This window comes from Streptomyces sp. NPDC052064, from assembly GCF_055585925.1.
Genome location: NZ_JBVJJE010000004.1, coordinates 516,970 through 532,158, shown reverse-complemented (window position 1 = coordinate 532,158; position 15,189 = coordinate 516,970). Strand labels below are relative to the sequence as shown.

The 15,189-nt window shown below is 71.5% G+C and carries 14 protein-coding genes and 1 pseudogene; 13 read left to right on the top strand and 2 right to left on the bottom strand.

All coding sequences use genetic code 11. The features are described 5' to 3' along the window. The first annotated feature begins 38 nt into the window (after positions 1-38). Positions 39-1,082, top strand: a complete 1,044-nt coding sequence (locus ACZ6TU_RS13595) for a zinc-dependent alcohol dehydrogenase family protein (RefSeq protein ID WP_469548239.1) — start codon at positions 39-41, stop codon at positions 1,080-1,082. Between the two features lie 61 nt (positions 1,083-1,143). Here ACZ6TU_RS13595 and ACZ6TU_RS13590 read toward each other — a convergent pair whose 3' ends face one another. Together ACZ6TU_RS13590 and ACZ6TU_RS13585 are read right to left on the bottom strand one after the other, a co-directional pair. Continuing rightward, complete coding sequence (locus ACZ6TU_RS13590) at positions 1,144-1,344, bottom strand: helix-turn-helix transcriptional regulator (protein ID WP_403853191.1); 201 nt, start codon at positions 1,342-1,344, stop codon at positions 1,144-1,146. A gap of 261 nt (positions 1,345-1,605) precedes the next feature. Then, positions 1,606-1,743 (bottom strand): helix-turn-helix domain-containing protein, encoded by a 138-nt coding sequence (locus ACZ6TU_RS13585; protein ID WP_469548463.1) that lies wholly within the window; start codon positions 1,741-1,743, stop codon positions 1,606-1,608. Between ACZ6TU_RS13585 and ACZ6TU_RS13580 the strand changes: the two genes are divergently transcribed. The 12 genes and pseudogenes from ACZ6TU_RS13580 to ACZ6TU_RS13525 all read left to right on the top strand — a co-directional run bounded on the left by ACZ6TU_RS13580 (position 1,735) and on the right by ACZ6TU_RS13525 (position 15,141). Then, complete coding sequence (locus tag ACZ6TU_RS13580; RefSeq protein WP_469548460.1) at positions 1,735-2,061, top strand: alpha/beta hydrolase fold domain-containing protein; 327 nt, start codon at positions 1,735-1,737, stop codon at positions 2,059-2,061. The genes ACZ6TU_RS13585 and ACZ6TU_RS13580 overlap by 9 nt on opposite strands. 323 nt (positions 2,062-2,384) lie before the next feature. Further along, positions 2,385-3,350 (top strand): 5-dehydro-2-deoxygluconokinase, encoded by a 966-nt coding sequence (gene iolC, locus ACZ6TU_RS13575; RefSeq protein WP_469548237.1) that lies wholly within the window; start codon positions 2,385-2,387, stop codon positions 3,348-3,350. Then, entirely contained in the window at positions 3,347-4,237 is an 891-nt protein-coding gene (locus ACZ6TU_RS13570) for a Cgl0159 family (beta/alpha)8-fold protein (protein WP_467668260.1), read from the top strand. The genes iolC and ACZ6TU_RS13570 overlap by 4 nt, the downstream gene beginning before the upstream one ends. Positions 4,238-4,247: 10 nt before the next feature. Next, a complete protein-coding gene (locus ACZ6TU_RS13565) occupies positions 4,248-4,904 on the top strand; it encodes a 5-deoxy-glucuronate isomerase (protein WP_469548234.1) in 657 nt (218 codons plus the stop codon). Further along, entirely contained in the window at positions 4,901-6,778 is a 1,878-nt protein-coding gene (gene iolD, locus ACZ6TU_RS13560; RefSeq protein WP_467668264.1) for a 3D-(3,5/4)-trihydroxycyclohexane-1,2-dione acylhydrolase (decyclizing), read from the top strand. The genes ACZ6TU_RS13565 and iolD overlap by 4 nt, the downstream gene beginning before the upstream one ends. A 14-nt stretch (positions 6,779-6,792) precedes the next feature. Further along, the gene (gene mmsA / locus ACZ6TU_RS13555) at positions 6,793-8,301 is read left to right on the top strand and encodes a CoA-acylating methylmalonate-semialdehyde dehydrogenase (protein WP_467668266.1); all 1,509 of its coding nucleotides are present in this window, start codon (positions 6,793-6,795) and stop codon (positions 8,299-8,301) included. Positions 8,302-8,369: 68 nt separating this feature from the next. After that, a pseudogene (locus ACZ6TU_RS13550) lies at positions 8,370-8,603 on the top strand (amino acid permease); the annotation flags it as partial. Between the two features lie 197 nt (positions 8,604-8,800). Continuing rightward, the gene (locus ACZ6TU_RS13545; RefSeq protein ID WP_469548232.1) at positions 8,801-11,455 is read left to right on the top strand and encodes an alpha/beta fold hydrolase; all 2,655 of its coding nucleotides are present in this window, start codon (positions 8,801-8,803) and stop codon (positions 11,453-11,455) included. After that, positions 11,452-12,324 carry an ABC transporter permease gene (locus ACZ6TU_RS13540; protein ID WP_467668270.1) on the top strand — a complete coding sequence of 291 codons (873 nt, stop codon included), beginning with the start codon at positions 11,452-11,454 and terminating at the stop codon, positions 12,322-12,324. The genes ACZ6TU_RS13545 and ACZ6TU_RS13540 overlap by 4 nt, the downstream gene beginning before the upstream one ends. 148 nt (positions 12,325-12,472) lie before the next feature. Beyond that, a complete protein-coding gene (locus tag ACZ6TU_RS13535) occupies positions 12,473-13,999 on the top strand; it encodes a vWA domain-containing protein (protein ID WP_467668271.1) in 1,527 nt (508 codons plus the stop codon). 224 nt (positions 14,000-14,223) lie between these two features. Further along, positions 14,224-14,742, top strand: coding sequence for a hypothetical protein (locus ACZ6TU_RS13530; protein ID WP_469548230.1), 519 nt, complete (start codon positions 14,224-14,226; stop codon positions 14,740-14,742). Between the two features lie 129 nt (positions 14,743-14,871). Continuing rightward, complete coding sequence (locus ACZ6TU_RS13525; RefSeq protein ID WP_467668275.1) at positions 14,872-15,141, top strand: cold-shock protein; 270 nt, start codon at positions 14,872-14,874, stop codon at positions 15,139-15,141. The last annotated feature ends 48 nt before the right edge of the window (positions 15,142-15,189 follow it).

Below are 15,189 nucleotides of genomic sequence, written 5' to 3'. Positions count from 1 at the left end.
CCCAGCGACCCCGGACACGAACGAAGGGTGGGTAGAACATGCGGGCCGTGGTGTTCGAGCGGTACGGGGAGCCGGCCGAGGTGCGGGACGTCGCTGATCCGGAGCCCGCGGAGCACGGGGTCGTCGTGCGGGTCGAGGCCACGGGGCTGTGCCGCAGCGACTGGCACGGCTGGCAGGGCCACGACCCGGACATCGCACTGCCGCATGTGCCGGGGCATGAACTCGCCGGGGTCGTCGAGGCGGCGGGCGACCGGGTGACCCGCTGGCGGCCCGGCGACCGGGTCACCGTGCCGTTCATCTGCGCCTGCGGCACCTGCCCGTCCTGCGCGGCGGGCGACCACCAGGTGTGCGAGCGGCAGACCCAGCCCGGCTTCTCGCACTGGGGCTCCTTCGCCCAGTACGTGGCCCTGGACCACGCCGACGTCAACCTCGTGGCGCTCCCCGGGGAAATGTCCTTCACGACGGCGGCCTCTCTCGGCTGCCGGTTCGCCACGGCGTACCGGGCGGTGGTGCGGCAGGGCCGGGTCGCGGCGGGGGAGTGGGTCGCGGTGCACGGCTGCGGCGGGGTCGGCCTCTCCGCGGTGATGATCGCGGCGGCATCGGGCGCGCGGGCCGTGGCCGTCGACGTGTCGGCCCGAGCGCTGGACCTGGCGCGGAAGTTCGGAGCGGCGCAGTGCCTGGACGCGTCGGTCGTGCCGGACCCCGCGGCCGCGGTCCGTGACCTCACCGGCGGCGGCGCCCATCTCTCCCTCGACGCCCTCGGTTCCCCGGCCACCTGCGCCGCCTCCGTGAACGGCCTGCGCCGCCGCGGGCGGCACGTCCAGGTCGGCCTGCTGCCCTCGCCGACCGGCACGACACCCGTGCCGATGGCCCGCGTGATCGCCCTGGAACTCGAACTCCTCGGCAGCCACGGCATGGCCGCGCACAGCTACCCACCGATGCTGGAGCTGGTCCGCGGCGGCGTCCTGCGCCCCGACCTGCTGGTGACGTCCACGATCCCGCTGGACGAGGCCCCGCCCGCGCTGGCGGCGATGGGGACGGCACCACCGGCGGGCGCGACGGTGATCGAGCCGTGGCGCTGACCCACCCCCGGAGCCACCCGTGGCCCCACGCGACGGTGGGCACGAGGTCGGGCCGGGAAGGTCAGTCGGCTCTTCGGGCACGGTTGCCGGGCCTGGATGCCACCCAGGCCCGGACCGTGTCGGCGTACCAGTAGGGCTTGCCGTTCTCGACGTGGTCGGGCGGGGGCAGCAGGCCGTGCTTGCGGTATGACCGCACGGTGTCCGGCTGCACCCGGATATGTGCCGCGATCTCCTTGTAGGACCAGAGTCTTCGGTCGGTCATGACGTGCACCTCCCCGCGCGCACCACGGCGGCGACCGGGGACGGCCGTCCGGGGGAGCCGGGCGCTGCGCTGGCGATCAACAAGCTGTGTCCGGACAACGACGCTCGGTGACGCAGGGCAGGGCCTGTGCGCCGGGTGTGACGGAAGGCCCGCGCACACGCGACACATGTGACAGGAAGGGGGTGTTTGTGACACATCCGGGGCAAAGGTGCGCGCCGGAGCTTCGGCGGGGCGCCTTGACGCGGCACATGGCATCGGTCCTCAGCCGTCGAGCAGCCGCCATGCGGCGAGCGCGAGGCCGGCCCGCGACAGGCCGGCCGGCTCGGTGAGTTCGAAGCCGAGGGCCTTGCCGATCTGTTCGAGCCGGCGGGCGACGCTGCTGTGGTGCAGATGGAGCAGGTCGGCGGCTCGGCGCGGGGAGCTCGTGGCGCAGTAGGCGTCAAGGGTCTCCAGTTCGATTACCGGGGATCCCAGTCCGCTTCCCCTGTGCCGCCCCGGCGCGGGCCTTTTGGCCTGTCCGGACTGTCGCCCGCCTGTATCGCGACCGCGGAGCTGTGCCCGAACCGCGACGAGGACATCGCGTACGCGCTGCGCCTGCTCCGGGCGGGCGTCTCGGTCGAGCTGCGTCGTGTCCTGGCCGCATGGGACCTCCGCGCCCCGACGCACCGCACGGAAAGGACCTCCAGGCGAGCAGCCCGTGTTCGACTCCGAGCGTGAGGGCTGGCAGGTGATGACCTTCCACGTGGAGACCGACGACGACGTCCACGGCGTCCACTGGGAGATCCACACCGCCGCTCGAACCGGAGGAGGGAACCAGCCTGACGCCGGGTACCGCCGTCGTCGTGCCGCGCGGCAGCCGCCTGGAGAGGCGGACCGACACCTGGGGCCGAAGACTGAAGAACTGAAGAACTGAGCGGACACATACCCAAGCCACGCGGAAAGCGCTGTCATGATCTGGTCCGAATGTCCGGACAAAACATTGACAGGGCTTCGGGAAGGGGACTACAAAGCCGGGGAGAGCCGACACCTAGGGGAAGCCGATGGCGTACGACCTGATCACCATGGGGCGCATCGGAGTGGATCTGTATCCGCTCCAGACGGGCGTCCCGCTGCCGCAGGTCACGTCCTTCGGCAAGTTCCTCGGCGGCTCGGCCACGAACGTCGCGGTCGCCGCGGCCCGCCTGGGGCGGCGGACCGCGGTGATCACCCGCACCGGCGACGACCCCTTCGGCACCTACCTGCACGAGGCCCTGAAGGGCTTCGGCGTGGACGACCGCTGGGTCACCCCGGTCCCCGGCCTGCCCACCCCGGTCACCTTCTGCGAGGTCTTCCCGCCCGACGACTTCCCGCTGTACTTCTACCGGCAGCCCAAGGCCCCCGACCTGGAGATCGACGCCCACGAGCTCGACCTCGACGCCATCCGCGACGCCCGCGTCTTCTGGGCCACGGGCACGGGCCTGAGCGAGGAACCGAGCCGTACGGCGACCCTCGCGGCCCTCGCCCACCGCGCCAAGTCCGGCACGACGGTCTTCGACCTCGACTGGCGCCCGATTCTCTGGAAAGACACGGCCTGGACGGATCCCGACTCGGCCCGCCCCTTCTACCGGGAGGCCCTGCGCCACACCACCGTCGCCGTCGGCAACCTCGACGAGGTGGAGGTCGCCACCGGCGTGCGCGAGCCCCACGCCGCCGCCCGGGCCCTCCTGGACGCCGGTGTCGAGCTGGCCGTCGTCAAGCAGGGTCCCAAGGGCGTCCTCGCCGTCAACCGCGAAGGCGTCACCGCCGAGGTCCCGCCGCTGCCCGTGAACGTCCTCAACGGCCTCGGCGCCGGGGACGCCTTCGGTGGCTCCCTCGTCCACGGCCTCCTCTCCGGCTGGGACCTGGAGAAGACCATGCGGCACGCCAACGCCGCCGGCGCCATCGTCGCCTCCCGCCTGGAGTGCTCCTCCGCGATGCCCGCTCCGGACGAGATCGAGGCGGCCGTCACCGCGGGGGCCGTCACGTGACCGTCGACGTCTCCGAACTCGTCCGCCTCCGCAGCCACCGCCCGGAGGCGATCGCCGAGGCCGCCGCCCGCCGCCCCCGCCGGCCCCTGCTGAACGACAACGGCCGGCTGATGATCGTCGCCGCCGACCACCCGGCCCGCGGCGCCCTCGGCGTCGGCGGCCGCAGCATGGCCATGGCCAACCGCGCCGACCTCCTCGAACGCCTCTGCCTGGCCCTGTCCCGCCCGGGCGTGGACGGCGTCCTCGCCACCGCCGACATCCTCGACGACCTGCTCCTGCTCGGCGCCCTCGACGGCAAGGTCGTCCTGGGCTCGATGAACCGCGGCGGCCTCCAGGGCGCGCGCTTCGAACTCGACGACCGCTTCACCGGCCACCGCCCCGAGGACATCGAGCGTCTCGGCTTCGACGCGGGCAAACTGCTCCTGCGCATCGACTACGACGACCCGGGCTCCCTCACCACCCTGGAGTCCACCGCCCGCGCCGTCGACGACATGGCGGCCCGCCGCCTCCCCGTCTTCGTCGAGCCGTTCATCTCCCGCCGCGACGAGACGGGCCGGCTGCGCAACGACCTGTCCGCCGAGGCCGTCACCAGGTCGATCGCCATCGCCTCGGGCCTGGGCGGCAGTTCCGCCTACACCTGGCTCAAGGTGCCGGTCACCGACAACCCCGACGACATGGCCGAGGTCATGGCCGCCTCCACGCTGCCCGCCGTACTGCTGGGCGGCGAGGTGGGGGGCTCCGCCGAGGAGCAAGCCGGGGCGTACGAGAAGTGGCGCGGCGCTCTCCAACTGCCCACCGTGCGCGGGCTGGTGGTCGGCCGTTCGCTGCTGTACCCGGCGGACGGCGACGTGGCCGCCGCCGTGGACACCGCCGTAGGACTGCTGTGAGGGCCGCTTCATGACCAGTGAGCTGTACGTCCCCGAGGGCACCACGACCGACGTGAACCACGTCCAGGACATCGGCCCCGAGCGGGCCGGCCGGACGCACGGCAGCCTGCGGATCGTGGAGCTCGCACCGGGCGGCACCCACACCTTCACCACCGGGGACAGCGAGTGGATCGCGCTGCCCCTGACGGGCGCGTGCCTTGTGCGCGTCGAGAACGAACAGTTCCACCTCTCGGGCGGGAGGAGCGTGTTCGCGTCGGTCACCGACCTCGCGTACGCGCCCCGTGACGCCCGGGCCCAGATCGCCTCCGGCGCGGAAGGCCGCTTTGCTTTGGCAGGAGCGAAGTGCGAGCGACAACTCCCCGCCCGCTACGGCCCCGCGCCGGAGGTCCCCCACACGGAGCCTTTGCGGCCACGACATGTACCACGTCACCTGCCCTGTGGCAGAGCTTCGGGCCGGCAGCGCGCTCGCCACTGGCTGTGGCGCGACGCGTGCGTCCAGCGCCGCCCCGGTTTCGGCGGGGCACAGGGGCCGGTGACCGGGGCACGCACAGGGCGCACTGAGGTTCCCGGCGCGCGCCGTCGAGTCGTACGGGGCGACGGAGCCGTACGGGAGTGGCGGATCCGCTTCCATCCGGCCCACGTAGAAGGCACAGGGGGTTACCGATGACGACCCGGCTGACCGTCGCGCAAGCGCTGGTCCGTTTCCTCGCCGCCCAGTACACCGAACGCGACGGCGTACGGCAGCGGCTCATCCACGCGACCTGGGGCATCTTCGGCCACGGCAACGTCGCCGGCATCGGCCAGGCGCTCCTGGAGCACACCGACGCGATGCCGTACCACCAGGGCCGCAACGAACAGGCCATGGTGCACGCCGCGGTCGGTTACGCGCGCCAGTCCAACCGCCTGTCCACGCACGCGGTCACGACCTCCATCGGCCCGGGCGCCACCAACCTCGTCACCGGCGCCGCCCTGGCGACCATCAACCACCTGCCGGTGCTGCTCCTGCCCGGCGACATCTTCGCCACCCGCCCGGCCGACCCGGTCCTCCAGCAGCTCGAAGTGCCGTACGCGGGCGACGTGTCGGTCAACGACTGTCTGCGCCCGGTGTCGAAGTACTTCGACCGGATCACACGGCCGGAGGCCCTGATTGCCTCGGCGCTGAACGCGATGCGCGTGCTCACCGACCCCGTCGAGACCGGCGCCGTCACCCTCGCACTGCCCCAGGACGTGCAGGCCGAGGCGTACGACTGGCCCGACGACTTCTTCGCCGAGCGCACCTGGACCGTACGGCGTCCCGGCGCCGACGCCTCGGAACTCGCCGAGGCCGTGCACATGATCCGGGCCGCCCGGCGTCCCCTGGTCGTCGCGGGCGGCGGAGTCCACCACAGCCGCGCCGAGGAGGCGCTCGCCGAGTTCGCCGAGACCACAGGCATCCCGGTCGCCTCCACCCAGGCCGGCAAGGGCTCCCTGCGCCACGACCACCCGCAGGACGTCGGCGGCATCGGCCACACCGGCACGGCCACCGCGGACGAACTCGCCCGCACCGCCGACCTGGTGATCGGCGTCGGCACCCGCTACACCGACTTCACCACCGCCTCCGGCACCCTCTTCACCGGCGAGAACGTCCGGTTCCTCAACCTCAACATCGCCTCCTTCGACGGCCACAAGCTCGCCGGGCAGCCCCTGATCGCGGACGCCCGCACGGGCCTGGAGGAGCTGACCGAGAGGCTGGAGATGCACGGCCACCGGGTCGCGCCGTCGTACGCCACCGAGTACACCGAGGACAAGGAGCGCTGGGAGCAGCGCGTCGACGCCTGCTACGAGGTGGACGAGCCGGACACCCGCCCGACCCAGCCGCAGGTCCTCGGCGTCCTGGACGCCCTGGTCGACGAGTCGGACATCATCGTCAACGCCGCCGGTTCCCTCCCCGGCGACCTGCACAAACTGTGGCGGACCCGGTCCCGCGACCAGTACCACCTGGAGTACGGCTACTCCTGCATGGGCTACGAGATCCCGGCCGCCATCGGCGTGAAGATGGCCGCCCCCGACCGGCCGGTGTGGGCGCTGGTCGGCGACGGCACCTACCTGATGATGCCGACGGAGATCGTGACGGCCGTGCAGGAGGGCGTCGCGATCAAGGTCCTGATCATCCAGAACCACGGCTACGCGTCCATCGGCGGCCTGTCCGAGTCGGTCGGCGGCGAGCGGTTCGGCACCGCCTACCGCTTCCCGTCCGAGGACGGCGCGTACACGGGGCCGCCGCTGCCGGTGGACCTCGCCGCCAACGCGGCCAGCCTCGGCATGCGCGTCCTGCGCGCGAAGTCCGTACGGGACCTCGAGGAGGCACTCGCCGAGGCCCGGGCGGCCGACACTCCCACATGTGTCTACGTCGAGACCCAAACGGCAGACACAGTGTCGGGCGCGCCTCCCGCGCAGGCCTGGTGGGATGTACCCGTGGCCGAGACCGCGACACGGCCGTCCGCGGTCAAGGCACGTGAGCTGTACGAACGGCACGTCTCCACCCGACGCCGCCATCTGTGAAGGAGTTCCCGGCCATGACGAAGATCGTCAACCACTGGATCGGCGGTAAGACCGTCGAAGGCGCCTCGGGCACGCACGGGCCGGTGACCGATCCGGCGACCGGCGAGGTGACGACGAAGGTCGCGTTCGCCTCGGTCGACGAGGTGGACGCGGCGGTCGCCGCCGCCAAGGAGGCTTACGCCACCTGGGGCCAGTCGTCGCTGGCCCAGCGGACCTCGATCCTCTTCAAGTTCCGGGCGCTGCTGGACGCCCACCGCGACGAGATCGCCGAGCTGATCACCGCCGAGCACGGCAAGGTGCACAGCGACGCGCTCGGCGAGGTGGCCCGCGGCCTGGAGATCGTCGACCTGGCCTGCGGCATCAGCGTCCAGCTGAAGGGCGAGCTGTCCACGCAGGTGGCGAGCCGCGTGGACGTGTCCTCGATCCGCCAGCCGCTCGGTGTCGTCGCGGGCATCACCCCGTTCAACTTCCCGGCGATGGTGCCGATGTGGATGTTCCCCATCGCCATCGCGTGCGGCAACACCTTCGTGCTGAAGCCGTCCGAGAAGGACCCGTCGGCGTCGATCAAGATCGCCGAGCTGCTCGCCGAGGCCGGCCTGCCGGACGGCGTCTTCAACGTCGTCCACGGCGACAAGGTGGCGGTGGACAGGCTGCTCGAACACCCGGACGTGAAGGCGGTGTCGTTCGTCGGCTCGACCCCGATCGCCCGCTACATCCACACCACCGCCTCCGCCAACGGCAAGCGCGTCCAGGCGCTCGGCGGCGCCAAGAACCACATGCTGGTCCTCCCGGACGCCGACCTCGACGCGGCGGCCGACGCCGCCGTCTCCGCCGCCTACGGCTCGGCGGGGGAGCGCTGCATGGCCATCTCGGCGGTCGTCGCGGTCGGCGCGATCGGCGACGAACTGGTGGAGAAGATCCGCGAGCGCGCCGAGAAGATCAAGATCGGACCGGGCAACGACCCCACCTCCGAGATGGGCCCGCTCATCACCAAGGTCCACCGCGACAAGGTGGCCTCCTACGTCGAGGGCGCGGCGGCCGAGGGCGCCGATGTGGTCCTCGACGGTTCGGCGTATACCTATGAAGGTGCCGGCTTCGAGAACGGCCACTGGATCGGCATCTCGCTGCTCGACAAGGTGCCCACGTCGGCGAAGGCCTACCAGGACGAGATCTTCGGCCCGGTCCTGTGCGTGCTGCGCACGGAGACCTACGAGGAGGCTCTGGATCTCATCAACGCCTCGCCGTTCGGCAACGGCACCGCGATCTTCACCCGGGACGGCGGCGCGGCCCGCCGCTTCCAGCTGGAGGTCGAGGCCGGCATGGTCGGCGTGAACGTCCCGATCCCGGTCCCCGTGGGTTACCACTCCTTCGGCGGCTGGAAGGACTCGCTCTTCGGCGACCACCACATCTACGGCAACGACGGCACGCACTTCTACACCCGCGGCAAGGTCGTCACCACCCGCTGGCCGGACCCGGCCGACGTCCCGGCGGGCGTGGACCTGGGCTTCCCGCGCAACCACTGAGATGTGACGACCCAGGTTTTTTCCGGGGGCGCCCTGCGGTTACCGCAGGGCGCCCCCGCCCCCGTTCCGCCGCCCTGCGGGCCCGCCGAGCTCCCCACAAGCACACCCCGGCATGGCGCATGCCCCTGTGGCCTGCGTCCCCCGCCCTGCTGATCATGGTCCTCGGGTACATCCTGAGCCGGCAGGAGTCGACGTACCTGCTCTGGACGGGCGGCATCACGGCCGTAGCGACCCTGTACTGGGCCCTGTACCTGCGCCCCCGCCGCGAAACACGCTGGCTGGTATCAGTCCCGGAGGCGTAAGAGGCCTTCTTCAGGGGCGCGGGGAACTGCGCGAACAACCACGACCGACCCGCACACGGCCGATCACAGCACCGACCGAGCTCAAGGCCGTACACCAGACGCGGTACGCCGAAGACCCCCCGTACTCCGAGGGGAGGCGTGCCACCTCGGCCTCCGGTCGACAACTGTTCGACAGGTTGACCCCGTACCGTTGACGCATGGATCTTCGACTGCCCGGACTCCGCGGGCTGCTTCGGGGGCCCCGGCGCCTCATGGCCGCCGGGGCCGCCGTCGTCGTGCTCGTGGGAGCGGGGACGTGGACGGCCGTCGCGTCCGACGAGGTGCCCCCGGTCGACCGCGCCGACCGGGTCCTGGACACGGGGAACGGGGTGCGTATCGACACCTCGTACTTCACCTCCGGCGGAGCCGGCCGCCGCCCCGCCGTCCTGCTCGGCCACGGCTTCGGCGGCAGCAAGAACGACGTACGGCAGCAGGCCGAGGAGCTCGCCAGAGACGGCTACGCGGTCCTGACCTGGTCGGCGCGCAGTTTCGGCAAGTCCAACGGGAAGATCGGGCTGAACGACCCCAAGGGCGAGGTAGCCGACGTCTCGAAGCTCATCGACTGGCTGGCGAAGCAGCCCCAGGTCGAACTCGACAAGCCCGGCGACCCCCGCGTGGGCATGGCCGGAGCCTCCTACGGCGGTGCGATCGCGCTGCTCACGGCGGGACACGACGACCGGGTGGACGCCATAGCCCCGGCCATCACGTACTGGAACCTCGCCGACGCGCTGTTCCCGAACGGCGTGTTCAAGAAGCTGTGGGCCGGCATCTTCGTCAACTCCGGCGGCGGCTGCGAGCGGTTCGAGCCCGCGCTGTGCCGGATGTACGAGCGGGTCGCCGAGTCGGGCAAGCCGGACGCCGAGGCGCGCAGGATGCTCGACGAGCGTTCGCCCTCCGCCGTCGGGGACCGCATCAAGGTGCCGACGCTGCTGATGCAGGGCCAGTCCGACTCCCTCTTCCCGCTCGGCCAGGCCGACCAGGCCGCGAAGGCGATCCGTGCGAACGGCGCCCCCGTCGACGTCGACTGGATCGCCGGCGGCCACGACGGCGGCGACATGGAGACCAGCCGCGTCCAGGGGCGCGTGCAGAGCTGGTTCGACCGCTACCTGAAGGACGACAAGGGCGTCGACACCGGCCCCGCCTTCCGCGTCACCCGCACCCTCGGTCTCGGCTCCGGCGACGGCGAACCCCGGCTGACCGGCGTGACCTCGGACCGCTACCCCGGCCTGGAGAGCAAGCAGCGCTCCATCTCCCTGGCCGGCCGCGAGCAGAGCTTCGACAACCCGCCCGGCGCCAGCCCGCCCGGCGTCTCCGCCCTGCCCGGCCTCGGCGGCGCGGGCGGCCTCAGCCAGCTCTCCACGCTCGGCGTCGGGGTCTCCCTCGACTTCCCCGGCCAGTTCGCCGCGTTCGAGTCGGCCCCCTTCCGGGACGACGTCCAGATCACCGGCTCCCCGACGGCCACGGTCCACGTGAAGTCCACCAGCGACGACGCCGTGCTCTTCGCCAAGGTCTACGACGTCGGCCCGGGCCGCACCCAGCCGGTGCTGCCCTCCCAGCTGGTCACGCCCATCAGGGTCGAGGGCGCCAAGGCCGGCAAGGACGTCACCATCACCCTCCCGGCGATCGACCACGAGGTCGACGACGGCCACCGGCTGCGCCTGGTCCTCGCCTCGACGGACCTCGGCTACGCCTCTCCGACGACTCCGGCCACGTACACCGTCTCCCTCAAGGGCGATCTGAAGGTCCCGTCGGCGCTGGGCGAGAGCAACGCGCAGGGCCCGCTGCCCGCCTGGGTGTGGTGGATGCCGCTCGCCGGCGCCGCGATCGCCCTGGCGCTGATCATCACGGGACGCCGCCGCACGGCGGCCCCCGCCCCGCCGGACCTGGAGCTCGCCGAAGTGCCCCTCCAGATCACGGACCTGTCCAAGCGGTACGCCAAGTCCTCCGACCGGTACGCCGTCAAGGACCTGTCCTTCCGCGTGGAAAAGGGCCAGGTCCTCGGCCTGCTCGGCCCGAACGGCGCCGGCAAGACCACGACCCTGCGCATGCTGATGGGCCTGATCAAGCCCGACGGCGGCGAGATCCGCGTCTTCGGCCACGCCATCAGCCCCGGCGCCCCGGTCCTCTCCCGGGTCGGCGCCTTCGTCGAGGGCGCGGGCTTCCTGCCGCACCTGTCCGGCCGAGAGAACCTGGAGCTGTACTGGCGCGCCACCGGCCGCCCCGCCGAGGACGCGCACATGGAAGAAGCCCTGGAGATCGCGGGCCTCGGCGACGCGCTCGCCCGCGCGGTGCGCACCTACTCCCAGGGCATGCGCCAGCGCCTGGCCATCGCCCAGGCCATGCTCGGCATGCCGGACCTGCTCATCCTCGACGAGCCGACCAACGGCCTCGACCCGCCCCAGATCCGCGAGATGCGGGAGGTCATGATCCGCTACGCCGCCGCGGGCCGCACGGTCATCGTCTCCAGCCACCTCCTCGCGGAGGTCGAGCAGACCTGCACCCACCTGGTCGTGATGGACCACGGGAAGCTCGTCCAGGCGGGCCCGGTCGAGGACATCGTCGGCTCGGGCGACACCCTTCTGGTGGGCACGGCCACGCCCGTCGACGAGCCGATCGTCGAGAAGGTCGCCGCCCTGCCGGGCGTCGCCTCGGTCGTGCCCGTCGACGAGGGGCTGCTGGTCCAGCTCGACGCCGACGGCACCCCGCAGCGCCTGGTCGCCGAACTCGTACGGCTGGACGTGCCCGTGCGGTCGGTCGGCCCGCACCGCCGCCTGGAGGACGCCTTCCTCACCCTGATCGGAGCCGAAGCATGAGCAAGCTCGCCGACCGGGCCGAGCCGGTCGAGGTCGCCGACGGCTACCGCGCGGGCCGCACCCTGCCCTTCCGCGTCGAGCTGGTCCGGCAGCTGAAGCGGCGCCGCACGATGGTCATGGGCGGTGTCCTGTTCGCCCTGCCGATCATCCTGCTCATCGCCTTCCAGGTCGGCGGCGACCCGGGCGGCAACAACAACCGCGTGAACCTCATGGACACGGCGACGGCGTCCGGGGCCAACTTCGCCGCCGTCAACCTCTTCTCCGCCGCCGGCTTCCTCCTCGTCATCCCCGTCGCCCTGTTCTGCGGGGACACGGTCGCCTCGGAGGCGAGCTGGTCGTCCCTGCGCTACCTGCTCGCGGCGCCCGTGCCCCGGGCCCGGCTGCTGTGGTCCAAGCTCGCAGTCGGACTCACCCTGAGCCTGGCCGCGCTGGTGCTGCTCCCGATCGTCGCCCTCGTCGTCGGCACGGCCGCCTACGGCTGGGGCCCGCTCCAGCTGCCCACCGGCGGCACCCTGCCCACCGGCACCGCGGCCCAGCGCCTGCTGATCGTCGTGGTGTACATCATGGTGTCCCAACTGGTCACCGCGGCCCTCGCGTTCTGGCTGTCGACCCGGACGGACGCACCGCTCGGCGCGGTCGGCGGCGCGGTGTTCCTGACCATCATCGGCAGCGTCCTCGACCAGGTGACGGCCCTCGGCGACTGGCGGCACTTCCTGCCCGCGCACTGGCAGTACGCCTGGCTGGACGCCGTCCAACCGCAGGTGCAGTGGACGGACATGATCCAGGGCACGTCGATTTCCGTAACGTACGCGCTCGTGCTGTTCGCCCTGGCCTTCCGCGGTTTCGCCCGCAAGGACGTCGTCTCCTAGGTCAACGGAGGATCACCCACCGGTCTCGACGGGCCGTCTCCGTGGCCGCTTCGAGACGCTTCCGCAACCCTCCGTACCGCACGTTTCCGCCCCCTGCGCCGTCACAGTCGCAAGAAGCCGACGCCAACGGACCCAGGGGGAACGGACGATGGAATCGTACGAGCGGTACCGGACACGGAAACGGCGGGGAGCGCTGCTCGCCCTCACGGTGGCGGGCGGACTGCTGCTCACCGCGTGCAGCGGAAGCGCCGACGACGGCAGCCGGGCGTCCGACCGAGACATATCAGGCCTGCCCGCGCCCGCCCACGGACACGAGGACGGTGACGGCACAACCGAGCGGCAGGACCGCGAGGCCGCCCCCGACCACCTCTCCACCTTCGCCCTCGACGTCGACACCGCCTCCTACGACTACGCCCGCCGCGCCCTCGCCGACGGCCGGCTCCCCGACCCGTCGACGGTCCGCCCCGAGGAGTTCGTCAACAGCTTCCGCCAGGACTACGAACGCCCCGACGGCGACGGCTTCTCGGTCACCGTCGACGGCGCCCGCACCGACGACGAGGACTGGTCCCTGGTCCGCGTGGGCCTGGCCACCCGCACCACGGAACGCACCGGCGAACGCCCGCCCGCCGCCCTCACCTTCGTCGTCGACGTCTCGGGCTCCATGGCCGAACCGGGCCGCCTGGACCTCGCCCAGGAGTCCCTCTCCGTGATGACGGACCGGCTGCGCGACGACGACTCGGTCGCGATCGTCACCTTCAGCGACGAGGCCGAGACCGTCCTGCCCATGACCCGCCTCGACGGCAACCGCGACGAGATCCACGACGTCATCTCCGAGCTGGACACCCGGGACTCCACCAACCTCGGCGCGGGCGTCGAGACCGGCTACGAGACGGCGGTCGAAGGCCTGCGCGAGGGCGCGACCAACCGTGTCGTCCTCGTCTCCGACGCCCTCGCCAACACCGGCGACACCGACGCCGACACGATCCTGGAGCGCATCTCCGGCGAACGCCGCGAGCACGGCATCACCCTCTTCGGCGTCGGCGTCGGCAGCGACTACGGCGACGCCCTGATGGAACGCCTCGCCGACAAGGGCGACGGCCACACCGTGTACGTGTCCGGCACCGAGGAGGCCCGCAAGGTCTTCTGCGAGGAACTCCCGCGCAACATCGACCTCACCGCCCGCGACGCCAAGGCCCAGGTCGCCTTCGACCCCGAGACCGTCGAGGAGTTCCGCCTGGTCGGCTACGACAACCGCCGGGTCGCCGACGAGGACTTCCGCGACGACCGCGTCGACGGCGGCGAGGTCGGCCCCGGCCACACCGTCACCGCCCTGTACGCCGTCCGCACCAAACCCGGCGCCGAAGGCCACCTCGCCACCGCCACCGTCCGCTGGCTCGACCCCGATACCCGCGACCCGCACGAGGAGACCGGCGACCTGGAGTCCGACGCCCTCGACGACTCCGTCCGGAGCGCGAACCGCTCCTTCCAGGTCACCGCGACGGCCGCCTACTTCGCCGACGCCCTCCGCGACTCGGGACGTTCTCTGCCGGGCGCCCCGCGACTCGGCGAACTCTCCGAGCGGGCCGACGACTTGGCGGACCGCACCCTGGACAAGGAGATACGACGGCTCGCAGAGGCGATCGACACGGCGAGCCGCCTGAAGCGAACCGGCTGACGTGAACCGGGTCTTTCCCACGATGGAATCGCGTTCATATTCTTGGGCGATTGTCGGAACTCGGGGGGACGCGTAGCTCGATATCGAACACTTCAGAGGAAATTCGCCATGGTACGCCACCCCTTCCGCGCAATAGAGAAATCCATCATCATGAACGGGCCGGGCCTGACCAGCCTTGGTGGCAAGGGGGAAAACGCCGTTTCCGCTGGATCCGGAGGAACCTCATGCGAACCATCAGGAGGCAGGCCACGGAGTGGCTCGCCGCCGCCGCGACCGATCCGCGCGACTGCAAACGGCAGTGGCACGGAGAAAGCGGCGTCGCGGTGCTGGCCTGCGGACGGTTCTGGGATGTGCTGAGTGTGCCGGAGGAATTGGGTGTACTGGCGCTGGACGCCCTCTTACGCATTCCGCAGGCGCCCGGCCCCGTACTGGCGGACGCAGTCGCCCGCAGAGTGGGCTTCTTCCTGCCACCGGATCCCGCAGTCCGCTGGGTCGGCACGGATGTCCGGTACCTGGGCAGTGGCGCATGGGTCACGGTACCCGCGCCGCACCGGGCCTTGGGGCGTCTCCGCTGGCTGGTTCCGCCCGACGGTGTGGGAACGCTGTTTGTGCCCACCGCCGTGGAAGCGGCTCTCCAGCAGGCCCTGGGCACCCTTGCGGCCAGGGCCGGCACGCGCCGGCGGTGTCCGGTGTGTGGAACGCGGGCCGTCGGAACCCGCGTTGCGGCACTACACGAGGCGTAGACGGCGTGCCATTCATGTGGTGAGGAGCGGCACGAGCGCAACGTGGAAGTCTCGCGTGCCGGATGTGGTCGGGTCGAGGACGAGGAGGTGCGCGCGGACGCCGCGTGAACCCTCCATCCGTGTCACTGGATGTCGGGGGTGGCTGTGCCGAGCGGTGTCGTGAAGTGGTTCGATCCTGACCGGGGAGTGGGCGTCATCTCGCGGGACGGCGGAGCACCCGATGTTGTCGCCTGTCGTTCCGCGGTTCACGGTCGTACGGACCGCACGCTCCTCGTGGGTGAGCGGGTGCTCTTCGACATCACCGAGGACTCCACCGGCATGCGAGCCGACAACATCTGCCGGGTTGCGGGAGGGGTGCGTCGTCCGTCGGCCGAGGAGCCGGCGAGCCGCGCCCCTTGAATATTCCTTACTTATGAGTAAGTTGACTCTCGGGTAAGTAGAACGGGT

Bases quoted from the DNA above. Each gene is read 5' to 3' on its own strand.
- ACZ6TU_RS13580 (WP_469548460.1), top strand. From the start codon at position 1,735: ATGGAGCAGGTCGGCGGCTCGGCGCGGGGAGCTCGTGGCGCAGTAGGC.
- ACZ6TU_RS13565 (WP_469548234.1), top strand. From the start codon at position 4,248: ATGACCAGTGAGCTGTACGTCCCCGAGGGCACCACGACCGACGTGAAC.
- iolC (WP_469548237.1), top strand. From the start codon at position 2,385: ATGGCGTACGACCTGATCACCATGGGGCGCATCGGAGTGGATCTGTAT.
- iolD (WP_467668264.1), top strand. From the start codon at position 4,901: ATGACGACCCGGCTGACCGTCGCGCAAGCGCTGGTCCGTTTCCTCGCC.
- ACZ6TU_RS13590 (WP_403853191.1), bottom strand. From the start codon at position 1,344: ATGACCGACCGAAGACTCTGGTCCTACAAGGAGATCGCGGCACATATC.
- ACZ6TU_RS13535 (WP_467668271.1), top strand. From the start codon at position 12,473: ATGGAATCGTACGAGCGGTACCGGACACGGAAACGGCGGGGAGCGCTG.
- ACZ6TU_RS13525 (WP_467668275.1), top strand. From the start codon at position 14,872: ATGTCGGGGGTGGCTGTGCCGAGCGGTGTCGTGAAGTGGTTCGATCCT.
- ACZ6TU_RS13595 (WP_469548239.1), top strand. From the start codon at position 39: ATGCGGGCCGTGGTGTTCGAGCGGTACGGGGAGCCGGCCGAGGTGCGG.
- mmsA (WP_467668266.1), top strand. From the start codon at position 6,793: ATGACGAAGATCGTCAACCACTGGATCGGCGGTAAGACCGTCGAAGGC.
- ACZ6TU_RS13530 (WP_469548230.1), top strand. From the start codon at position 14,224: ATGCGAACCATCAGGAGGCAGGCCACGGAGTGGCTCGCCGCCGCCGCG.
- ACZ6TU_RS13545 (WP_469548232.1), top strand. From the start codon at position 8,801: ATGGATCTTCGACTGCCCGGACTCCGCGGGCTGCTTCGGGGGCCCCGG.
- ACZ6TU_RS13540 (WP_467668270.1), top strand. From the start codon at position 11,452: ATGAGCAAGCTCGCCGACCGGGCCGAGCCGGTCGAGGTCGCCGACGGC.